The organism is Tepidimonas sp. (genome assembly GCF_046292505.1).
Classification (GTDB): Bacteria; Pseudomonadota; Gammaproteobacteria; order Burkholderiales; family Burkholderiaceae_C; genus Tepidimonas.
Genome location: NZ_JBKBQX010000301.1, coordinates 1 through 248, shown reverse-complemented (window position 1 = coordinate 248; position 248 = coordinate 1). Strand labels below are relative to the sequence as shown.

At 70.2% G+C, this 248-nt stretch carries 1 protein-coding gene; it reads left to right on the top strand.

The window, feature by feature from the left end; genetic code table 11:
- Nucleotides 1–248: phosphoribosyltransferase family protein (locus ACK4TH_RS13390; RefSeq protein WP_409627147.1), on the top strand; the 248-nt coding region annotated here is incomplete at both ends.

Here is a 248-nt window from a genome sequence, read left to right as displayed (position 1 = left end):
GCGCGCCACGGCTTTGACCATGCCGTGTGCACCAAGGTGCGCCATGGCGATCGCCATGTGGCCATCGAACTGCCACCACTCAACGCCCAGGGCCGGGCCGTGGTGTTGCTGGACGACATGGCCAGCACCGGCCGCACGCTGGCGCTGGCCGCGCGGCTGCTGCTGCAGGCGGGTGCCGCCTCGGTGGATGTGGCTGTGACGCACGCACTGTTTGCGGGCGATGCGCTGCAGGTGCTGCATGAAGCCGG